General features: G+C 70.3%; 1 protein-coding gene and 1 pseudogene. Both read right to left on the bottom strand.

Features of this window, described 5'->3' with window-relative positions:
- Window positions 1-79 precede the first annotated feature (79 nt).
- Complete coding sequence (locus tag AB1460_RS37310) at window positions 80-1,303, bottom strand: IS110 family transposase (protein ID WP_368967257.1); 1,224 nt, start codon at window positions 1,301-1,303, stop codon at window positions 80-82.
- 242 nt (window positions 1,304-1,545) lie between these two features.
- Window positions 1,546-1,665: pseudogene (locus AB1460_RS37305) on the bottom strand (winged helix-turn-helix domain-containing protein); the annotation flags it as partial.

Raw genomic sequence — 1,665 nt, 5'->3', positions numbered from 1 at the left:
CGCAGGCTCTGCCCGGCTTCGTCCTCGAAGACGATCCACGCGCCGGTCGTCGCCGCTAGATATCCCATGGTCTAGCGCGTCAAGCGGCGGTCGGCTGTGTGGCGTGATGTGACCAGGCGGTTGCTTCCTGGTAGTGGGTGTGGGTCTTGAGGCAGCCGTGGAGGATGCCGACGAGCCGGTTGGCGAGTTGGCGGAGAGCGGTGTGGTGGCCGGTGCCGCGGGCGCGGAGCATGTCGTAGTAGGCGCGGGCGCCTGGGGAGGCGGTCAGGGCGCAGAACGCCTGCTGGTGCAGGGCGTCAGCGAGCCGGGGATTGCGCGCGTACCGGGCCATCACGATCTTCTTTTTGCCGGAGGCGCGGGTGATCGGGCTGGTCCCGGCGTAGTTCTTGCGGGCCTTGGCGTCGGCGTAGCGCTTCGGGTCGTCGCCGAACTCGGCGAGCACCCGGGCGGCGAGGATCTGACCCAGGCCGGGTTGGGACAGGTAGATCTCAGCGTCCGGGTGCTGGCCAAAATCCGTGTCGATCTGCTCCTCCAGCCGGCTGATCTCACCGTTCAACGTGGTGAGCAGCGCGACCAGGGCCCGCGCCGTTCCCGCGTAGGCGCTGGTCAGAGCCGGCGGCTGGGCGAGCTGGGGACTGTGGAGCACCGCCCGGATCACCCGGGACTTCGACGCGACGTCACGGCGGCGGGCTCGGGTGAGTGCGGCGGAGATCTGCGCCACGGTCAGCCGGGCGCCCGCAGCCGGGGTCGCTGCTTTGGCCAGTAGTTCCAGGCAGTCCGGGGCCGTCAGGTCGTCGAACGCCTCCAACGCGGCGGGGAAGTACTCCCGTAGCGAGCTGCGCAGCCGCTGCACGTGGCGGGTGCGATCCCAGATCAGGGTCTGGTGCGCCCGGGCGGTGACCTTGACCGCCTCGGCCAGGTCGCTGTCCCCGGCCACCGCCCGCAGCTGATGCCGGTCGATGCGGACCATGTCCGCCAACGCGTGCGCGTCCGCCGCGTCGCTTTTCGCCCCGGACGTCGAGCGTCGTTCCCGGTAGCGGGCGGCCTGGATCGGGTTGACCGCGATCACCCGGTAGCCGGCCGCGAGCAGCGCCCGCACCCACGGGCCCCGGTCGGTCTCGATTCCGATCACGACCTCGCCGGCGTCCGCACCCTCGGACAGGAACCGGGCGACCAGCTCGTGGAACCGGCCGATCCCGACTACCCCCTCGGGCAGCCGGGCCTTGCCTAATTGGCGGCCGGTCTCGTCCTGGACCTCGACGTCGTGATGGTCCTCAGCCCAGTCGTCTCCGACGAACAGCATCCGCGCCTCCCACGGTCAGCAGCCACGTCGGCAGCGCGCGGGAGAACCACCAGCTCCCTAATGGATCAGTGCTCACGTCCTTACGGGCCGGGCACGACATCCCATCAGCGGTCAACTCTCCCGACCACTGGCAGGGGCACGATCTAGCGGCAGGACTCGACCTCTCCCGCCTAGCACAGTGCTCACCTGCCAGCGGCTACCGGAACCGAGCCTGCACTACAACCGGCCCGGCAGCCCCATTAGCCTCGTACCTTCGCCCAGGTCTCCGCCCGCCACGCGGCGACCTTCTCCTCGTCGCGTTCGGCGGCCCGACGGGCCGGGACCTGCGGGCTGTAGTCCAGGCGGTGCAGCAGATACGACGT

Origin of the sequence: Parafrankia sp. FMc2 (genome assembly GCF_041008525.1) — a bacterium.
Classification (GTDB): domain Bacteria; phylum Actinomycetota; class Actinomycetes; order Frankiales; family Frankiaceae; genus Parafrankia.
This window is presented reverse-complemented; position numbering and strand designations above follow the sequence as displayed.